This is a genomic window from Paraburkholderia sp., assembly GCF_036488505.1.
Taxonomy (GTDB): Bacteria; Pseudomonadota; Gammaproteobacteria; order Burkholderiales; family Burkholderiaceae; genus Paraburkholderia.
The window spans coordinates 1-8,371 of record NZ_DASXHN010000386.1 but is presented as its reverse complement, the minus strand read 5'-3'; the positions used below and the strand labels follow the sequence as shown (position 1 = coordinate 8,371).

6 protein-coding genes and 1 pseudogene are annotated in these 8,371 nt (G+C 63.0%); 5 read left to right on the top strand and 2 right to left on the bottom strand.

Annotation, left to right across the window (positions count from 1 at the left end):
* Positions 1 to 542 (bottom strand): annotated as a pseudogene (locus tag VGH68_RS22725) (hypothetical protein); the annotation flags it as partial.
* A 185-nt stretch (positions 543 to 727) separates the two neighbouring features.
* Entirely contained in the window at positions 728 to 2,524 is a 1,797-nt protein-coding gene (locus VGH68_RS22720; protein WP_331605961.1) for a thiamine pyrophosphate-requiring protein, read from the bottom strand.
* Positions 2,525 to 2,995: 471 nt separating this feature from the next.
* On the opposite strand from VGH68_RS22720, the gene VGH68_RS22715 reads away from it, so the two are divergent.
* The 5 genes from VGH68_RS22715 to VGH68_RS22695 form a co-directional block, all read left to right on the top strand.
* Complete coding sequence (locus tag VGH68_RS22715; protein ID WP_331605960.1) at positions 2,996 to 3,127, top strand: hypothetical protein; 132 nt, start codon at positions 2,996 to 2,998, stop codon at positions 3,125 to 3,127.
* Positions 3,124 to 4,188, top strand: coding sequence for a cytochrome c oxidase subunit II (gene coxB, locus VGH68_RS22710; protein WP_414696975.1), 1,065 nt, complete (start codon positions 3,124 to 3,126; stop codon positions 4,186 to 4,188). The genes VGH68_RS22715 and coxB overlap by 4 nt, the downstream gene beginning before the upstream one ends.
* A gap of 11 nt (positions 4,189 to 4,199) precedes the next feature.
* The gene (gene ctaD, locus VGH68_RS22705; RefSeq protein WP_331605959.1) at positions 4,200 to 6,800 is read left to right on the top strand and encodes a cytochrome c oxidase subunit I; all 2,601 of its coding nucleotides are present in this window, start codon (positions 4,200 to 4,202) and stop codon (positions 6,798 to 6,800) included.
* Positions 6,800 to 7,276, top strand: a complete 477-nt coding sequence (locus VGH68_RS22700) for a hypothetical protein (RefSeq protein WP_331605958.1) — start codon at positions 6,800 to 6,802, stop codon at positions 7,274 to 7,276. The genes ctaD and VGH68_RS22700 overlap by 1 nt, the downstream gene beginning before the upstream one ends.
* Before the next feature lies 1 nt (position 7,277).
* On the top strand, positions 7,278 to 8,371 hold a 1,094-nt coding region (locus tag VGH68_RS22695; RefSeq protein ID WP_331605957.1), incomplete at its 3' end, for a cytochrome c.

The window sequence follows — 8,371 nt, the reverse complement described above, 5'->3', positions numbered from 1 at the left end:
GCCTGTCCCGCCGGCATGCCGAACAGGCGCGGCTCGTGCGCGGGCTCGTCGCGCAGCCGTTCGGCCATCGCACCGAGCGCGCCCGAGAGAACCAGCGCGATCGGCGCGCCGATCGGCGCGGCATAGAACAGGTTATGCCAGCTCCAGCCGCCGGGACGTTTGGTGATGTTGTAGAAATGAAAGCCGGTGCCCACGACGCCCGTCAATGCCGCGCCGAGATAGACGGAATCGCGAATCGTGTGGCGGGCGGGCTTGCGGTCGGCACCGCCGTGCAGCCCCGCCAGCAGCGACAGCGTCGAGACGACGAGAGGCGTGTACATCGCTGGATTGTCGAATGAGCCGCGATAGTGCTCCATCGCGCTGTCGGTGAGCACCGACAGTGCAAGCAGCGCAGAGCTTCGATTGAAAGTACGTGCTGTCTCGATGTGGGTTCTCACCGGCTGAACCGCTTGCGCTTGCGGCGTGCCGCGTCGCAGCAGCATGAGCCCGGCGGCTGCGAGCCCGCAGGTCAATGCAATAGTCGTGGACGTGGATTCTTTCATGGAGAGTCGTGTTCAAAGCGCCTCTCGGCGCACATCCGCGGGCCCGAACCCGAGCCCGCAGCCAGGCCGCGACCGGGCCGTGAATCATGCGTTGAACCGGGCCATGACGCTGGCCGTGAAGCGGGCGGACCTGGCCGTGAAAGGCCGCGATCCAGGCCACCCCCGGTCTGCCGACGTCGCCCCGGCTACTCTTTCTTATGCCCTGGCAACACCGCGCCCAGCACCTGCTTGGCCGTATCGACGATGATGTTGCCTTCGTCCGGATCGCCCTTGAAGAGCGTCGTCGCAAACGCCTTCGCCTGTTGCAGCGTGATATGCGGCGGCAGCGGAGCCACGTTCGGATCGGTCTTCACTTCGATCACGACCGGGCGGTCGCTCGCAAACGCTTCGTCCCAGACCGTGCCCATGCGCTCGGGGTCGTCAACGTAAAGACCCTTGAGCCCGATCAGTTCGGCGAACTTGTGATACGGCACCGATGGAATGTCCTGCGACGCCTCGAACTTCGGATCGCCGTTCATCACCCGCTGTTCCCACGTGACCTGATTCAGGTCCTCGTTGTTGAGCACCATGCAGATCCAGCGCGGATCGGACCATTGCTTCCAGTACTTCGCCACCGTGATCAGTTCGGCCATGTTGTTCATCTGCATCGCGCCGTCGCCGACCAGCGCGATCACAGGCCGCTCGGGATGCGCGAACTTCGCCGCGATCGCGTAAGGCACCGCCGCGCCCATCGACGCGAGGCCGCCGGACAGCGAGCACATCATCCCGCGCTTGACCTTCAGATCGCGCGCGTACCAGTTCGCGCACGAGCCGGAGTCGCTCGTGACGATCGCGTTCGGCGGCACGCGGGGCGACAGTTCCCAGACCGTGCGTTGCGGATTCATGCCGACTTTGGCGGGCTCCAGCGCACGCTTTTCGAGTTTCTTCCACCAGTCTTCCATCCAGCCTTCGATTCCCTTGCGCCAGGCCCTGTCCGTCTTCTGCTGCAAGAGCGGCAACAGCGCGCGCAACGTCTCGGCGCTATCGCCGACCAGATTCACCTCCATCGGATAGCGCAGGCTCAGCATGTCCGCCTTGATGTCGATCTGCACGCCGCGCGCGGCGCCTTCCTTCGGCAGAAATTCGGAATACGGGAAGCCGGAACCGATCATCAGCAGCGTGTCGCATTCGGTCATCAGCTTGTAGCTCGGCTCGGTCCCGAGCAGGCCGATCGAGCCGGTGACGAACGGCAGATCGTCGGGCAACGCGGCCTTGCCGAGCAAAGCTTTCGCCACGCCTGCACCGAGTTTTTCGGCGACGGCGATGACTTCGTCGGTCGCCTGCAGCGCGCCTGCGCCGACGAGTATCGCCACCTTGCTGCCTGCGTTGAGCACGTCGGCGGCGCGTTGCAGATCCTCGGAATACGGCACCATCTTCGGCGCGCGATAGCCGACGCCGGAGTGCACGGTGCCATGCTTGCGCGGGGGCGGCTCGTAGTCGAGGTCCTGCAAGTCATTCGGCAATATGAGCGCGGTCACGCGGCGTTCGCCGAGCGCGGTGCGCACCGCGCGATCGACGAGATGACGAATTTGCGCAGGCACCGAAGCTTGCTGCACAAAGGCGCCGGCGACATCCTTGAACATCGCAGTCAAGTCCAGTTCCTGCTGATAGTGCCCGCCGAGTCCGGCACGCGCCTGCTGGCCAGTAATCGCCAGCACCGGCATGTGATCGAGTCGCGCGTCGTACAGGCCGGTGAGCAGGTGTGCCGCGCCGGGTCCCGAGGTCGCGATGCACACGCCGAGTTCGCCGGTGAATTTGGCGTGCGCCGACGCCATGAAGGCGGCCATTTCCTCATGCCGCGTCTGAATGAATTCGATTTTGCCGTTCGCGCGATTCAATGCGCCGAATACACCATTGATGCCATCGCCGGGATAGCCGTAAATACGGCGCACGCCCCAGGCGTATAAGCGTTCAACGAGGAAGTCGCCCACGGTTGTTGCCATCGCAGATCTCCATTTGCTTGCAGCAGGTCCAGGTCGCCGGCCGGTGCAAATCAGCGAAGAGAACACAGCGCGACGTGCTGACGTTGCCCGCAAGAGCCGTACCGACCGCTGCTATCTGGCGGCGTTTTTTTCCAGTTGCCATTGCCCGACAACGTTGAGCGTCAGCAGGAGCAAAGGGCGAGCGATCGCGTCGCGCACGCCCCGCCCTATCCAGACGGCAACTTTTTCAACGGGTTGAAAGAAGAGCATGCTGTGACATATCGGATGTGGCCAGGGAGAAAACCTTCAGACGACCCGGCCAAGACATCGGCTTCCTGCCAACGGCGTTCCGAGCGGTTGCAACGCAACAGACGGCCACGCGCAGTCGCTCGCAGCGGCGGATGTACGCGACATCTCGATCCGGAACGCGGATTGCTTCGGCAGGACGGTTTGCAACCCGAATAACGCTCGTCATCGCCGTGGGAGACCCGTATGCCAGCACACCTGTCCGCGTCCATGGCGGCGGTATGGTTGTCGATATCTGTGGTGGCAGCCGGTAGCTTCGCGACGACCGGCCCGCTCGCGTGCTGGCTCGCGCGGCCGCGCGTGAAGGAGAAGACGTGAGCCGCTCGCGTCCATTGCCGAAGCGGCTCGTGCGCGTTATCGCGGCGGCCGGGATCGCGGCTATCCACGGACAGGCATGGGCGGACGCTGCGTCGCCCGACGACGCTTCTTCCGTCGCAGCCAGCCCCACGCCGCTTGCCTACTTCCTGCATGGCAACGGACCGGCGGCGCAGCCGGTGCTTCGTCTCGGGTGGGTGCTTACCGCTATCTGCTGTCTCGTGTGCGTCATCATCGCGTTGATGCTTGCCATCGGCATGTGGCGCCGGCGCAAGCAGCAGGATGCCAGCGCGTTGAGCGCGGAAGGCGGCACGAGGTTCGTTTATGTCGGCACGGGTATTTCCATCGTCGCGCTCGCAGCGATCACGGTCTATATGCTCGCGGTGCTGGCGAAGGTCGCCGATCCGCCGCGAGAGCCCTCGCTGACCGTCACGGTCACGGCCTACGACTGGTGGTGGAAAGTCGATTACGGAGACGGCTCGCATCACTTCACGACCGCGAACGAATTGCATATTCCCGTCGGCACGCCGGTGCTCGTGCTGCTCAAGAGCGCTGACGTGATTCACGCTTTCTGGGTCCCCGAACTATCCGGCAAGACGCAGACCATACCGGGCATCGTCAACCGCCAATGGCTACAGGCGGATCGTCCGGGCATTTTTCGCGGCCAATGCACGCAGTATTGCGGCGTTCAGCATGCGCACATGGCTTTCGAAGTGTATGCGCAGCCGCAGGCGCAGTTCGACGCCTGGTACGCCAGCCAGGCGCGAAACGCGGCACCGCCGCTCAGCGCCGCGGCGCAGCGCGGCAGCAAGCTGTTCGAGCAGCGTTGCTCCGGCTGCCACAGCGTGCGCGGCAGTTCAGCTAACGGTGTGCAGGCGCCCGATCTGACTCATGTGCTGTCCCGCCGATTGCTGGCGGCGGGCACGCTCGTCAATACGCCGGAGAATCTGATGGACTGGATCCAGCATGCGCAACAAATCAAGCCCGGAACGCTGATGCCCGACATGCACCTTTCAGCGGCTGAGGCGAGTGACCTGTCCGCGTATCTCGCCACTCTCAGGTAAGGGAACAGATAATGTCCGCGACGAGTGATCGAAGCGTTGGCCAACCCCGCCGGGCCGCATTCCGCCGTGAGCCGGAATTCGGCACGGTGCCGCACGGCTCGGAGTCGGAGAAGCACCTGCTCGACGTGTGGGAGGGGGAAGGGGGATGGCGCGGGTTCCTGACGACTGTCGATCACAAGAAGATCGGTTTGCGCTACATCGTCACCGCGTTCGTCTTTCTGCTGATCGGCGGTGTCGAAGCGCTGATGATGCGCTTGCAACTCGCGCGGCCGAACGAGACGCTGCTTTCACCCGATCAGTACGCGCAGCTTTTCACGATGCATGGCGTGACCATGATCTTTCTGTATGCGCTGCCGGTGTTGAGCGGATTTGCGAATTTCCTCTGGCCGCTGATGCTCGGGTCGCGGGATATGGCATTTCCCCGTTTGAACGCGCTGTCGTACTGGGTCTTTCTTTTCGCCGGGCTCTTTCTCTATTGCAGCTTCCCGTTCGGCGAGGCACCCAATGCCGGCTGGTTCAATTACGTGCCGTTCGCATCGATCGAGTATGACCGCGGACCGAATATCGACGTCTATGCGCTCGGCATGGTGCTGCTCGGCATATCGACGACAGTCGGCGCGGTGAATTTCGTCGTGACGCTGTTCAGGATGCGTGCGGTGGGGATGTCGGTGGATCGCTTGCCGATCATCGTCTGGGGCACGCTCACGATTTCGTTTGCCAATCTCTTTGCGGTGCCTGCGGTCAGTCTCGCGTTCGTTCTGCTCTGGATGGACCGCAATGTCGGCACGCATTTCTTCGATGTTGCCGCCGACGGCCGCCCGCTGCTTTGGCAGCATCTGTTCTGGATGTTCGCGCATCTGTGGGTCTATGTGGTCGTGCTGCCGGCGATGGGTATCGTCTCCGATGCGCTGCCCACCTTTTGCCGGCGTCCGCTGGTCGCGTACGCGGCGGTGGCCATGTCGACCGTGGCGACGATGATCATCGGCTTCGAGGTATGGATCCATCACATGTTCGCGACCGGCATCGCGCCACTCGCTTTGGCGTTCTTCGGTGCGGCCAGCGTACTGATTTCGATCCCGAGCGCGTTGGCGGTATTTGCATGGATCGCGACGATCTGGACGGGCCGCCCCGTGTTTCGCGTGCCGTTTCTGTATTTCGCGAGTTTCGTGCTGCTGTTCGTAGTGGGCGGCGTGTCGGGCGTGATGACGGCCGCGGTGCCATTCGACTGGCAACTGAACGAAACCTACTTCGTCGTCGCGCATCTTCACTATGTGCTGCTCGGCATCAATATCTTTCCGGTGTTCGGCGGCATCACATACTGGTTTCCGAAGTTCACCGGCCGGCTGATGAACGAGCGCGTCGGCAAGATCGCTTTCTGGATCATCTTCGTCGGATTCAACGTTGGCTTCTTTCCAATGCATATCTCCGGTCTGCTTGGCATGCCGCGGCGCATCTATACGTATCCCGAGGGAATGGGGTGGGATACGTCCAACCTGATCACGACGATCGGCTCGTTTATGCTTGGCGTCGGCGTGCTGGTGTTCGCCGTCAACGCGTTGTACAGCGCGCGGCGCGGCAACAAGGCGCCGCCTAATCCGTGGGATGCTGGGGGGCTCGAGTGGTCTGTGCCGTCGCCGCCACCCGCCTATAACTTCGCGGTGCTGCCGATTATCGAATCGCGGCATCCGATGTGGGAAGACCGGCTGCAGCCACCCGGGCGTCGCTCGAGCCTCGAAGAAGGCTATCTACTACATCAGGGGCGCGAAGCGCTCGGCGTGCATCCGTTCAGCGGCAAGCCCGATGTCATTCTCAAGATGCCGGAGGATGCGTGGTCGCCATTCTTCCTCGGGCTCTTCGCGGCGCTGTTCTTTCTCGGCGCATTGCTGCACTCGCCGGTGTTCGCGATCGCCGCGCTGCTCGCTTGCGGCGCGACGCTGATCGCGTGGATGTGGCCGCGCCGCTCGCTCGCGCAGCGCGAACCGCCCAAGCGCGAGCAAACCATTCCCGCAAAGGCAGACAACGCACAAGACGCGTTGCCCGTCGGCAGCGCAGGTGAGCATTCCGGCGGATGGTGGGGCGTGCTCGCGCTGGTACTGACCGAAGCGAGCCTGTTCGGCTATCTGATCTTCTGCTACTTCTACTCGCAGTCGCAGACGACGCTCAAGTGGCCACCTGAAGGGATGCCGAAAATCGGTGTCGGCGCGCTGAGCACCGGCGTGCTGATCACCAGCAGCGTGTTTGCATGGCTGGCGGAGCGAACCGTGAAAAAGGGCCGCCGCTGGATGGCGCTCATGTGGATGGTGGTCGCTATCGTACTCGGCTGCGCGTTTGTCGGCATTCAGTTGAAGGAGTGGCACGATCACCCTTATGGGATGACCGCGCATCTTTACGGCTCGCTCTACTACACGATCACCGGCTTTCACATGGTGCACGTGCTGGTTGGGCTGGTCATCCTGATATTGCTCGCAGTGTGGATAGCGCTGGGTTACTTCGACGAGGAACGCAATGCGCCGATGCGCATTGGCGGCCTGTACTGGCACTTCGTCGACGTGGTGTGGATCTTCATCTTTACATCGCTATACGTGACGCCGTTCTGGCTTAGGGGTAGCTGATGCAGAAGTCGGCAACCAACGAAGATCAGTTGACCGAGCGCGAAAAACGACGCCTTGCGTTGTGCGCGGGCGCCGGCTTTTTTCTGTCGCCGGGGGCATGGCTGTTACAGGTCATGATCTCCGAGACCGTTTCTGCGCAGGGCTGCGATGCAGTGACGACGCCGCTGAGGACGACCGGTGTCTCTCACATGCATGGATGGGTTTACGCAGTCTCGGCCGCGGCGATGCTGATCTCGGTCGTGTGCGCCGCGGCCGCGGTGTATGGCTACCTGTTTATCGCCAGAGCCGAAAAGCGCATCAAGGCGCGCGGCAAAACCGGGGACTCGGAAGGTCAGCCTTCCCGCCAGCGCGAACAGTTGAGCCGCAAACGCTTCATCGCGCTATGCAGCGTGCTGATCGGCTGCGGGTTCGTCGTCGGGCTCATCTTCACGATCCAGGCCGAGGTGTTTCTCGTCTCCTGCAGTCATTGGCATTGACATGAATTCGATCACCAGAAGGCCGAGCCTCGTTATTGCCGCGCTGTTGTGCGTTGCCGCGGCGCTAGGCGGATGCAAGGTCGGCGCGAAGGATAAGCTGCCGGCCGGCGTCACGAGCCAGTCGCCGCTCACGCAAGACTCGCGGCTGATTGCGCGCGGAGAATACCTGGCCAAAGCGGGCGACTGCAGCGCGTGTCACGATGCGGCGGACCATACGCCGCTCGGCGGCGGCATGCCGGTCAATTCGCCATTCGGCCCGATCTACGCGTCGAACATTACGCCGGACCCGACTTTCGGCATTGGACGTTATACGCTGCGCGAGTTCTCCGACGCTATTCGGTTCGGCAAGCGGCGCGATGGCAAACGGCTTTATCCGGCGATGCCTTATCCGTCGCTTGCGAACATGACGGACGATGACGTGACCGCGCTTTACGCATACCTGATGCATGGGGTGAAGCCCGCGCTAAAGCGTGCGCCCGAAACGCATCTGCCGTTTCCGTTCAACTTGCGCTGGGGCATGTTGTTCTGGAGCCTCGCGTTCGGCAACCATGATCAGTACACCCCCGACCCGAAGCGCAGTGCCGAATGGAATCGCGGCGCTTATCTGGTGCAGGGCCTTGGGCATTGCGGCGCATGTCACACGCCGCGCGGCCCGGCTTACAACGAGTTAGGCTACAGCGAGACGTCGCCGTGGTATTTGACCGGCGGTGTCAACGATCATTGGTTCGCGCCTAATCTCACCGGCGATCCCGGCAGCGGTCTTGGGCGCTGGTCCGCGCGCGACATCGCCGACTTTCTGCGCACCGGCCACGGCGGGGGCGCGATCGTATTCGGTGCGATGGCTCCGGTTATCGGCGACAGCACGCAGTACATGACCGATGCGGATCGCGACGCGATCGCCGAATACCTGAAGTCCCTGCCGCCTCGGCAGACCTATGGCAGCTACCACGACGATGCGCGCACGAAAGTGCAAACGGCGCGCAGCATCGACACGGGCGAGGTCGAGCGTCATGGCGCAGGCATCTATCTGTCCTTTTGCGCACGATGCCACCAGGCCGACGGAAGCGGGCAACCGGGCAAGGTCGCGGCGCTCGC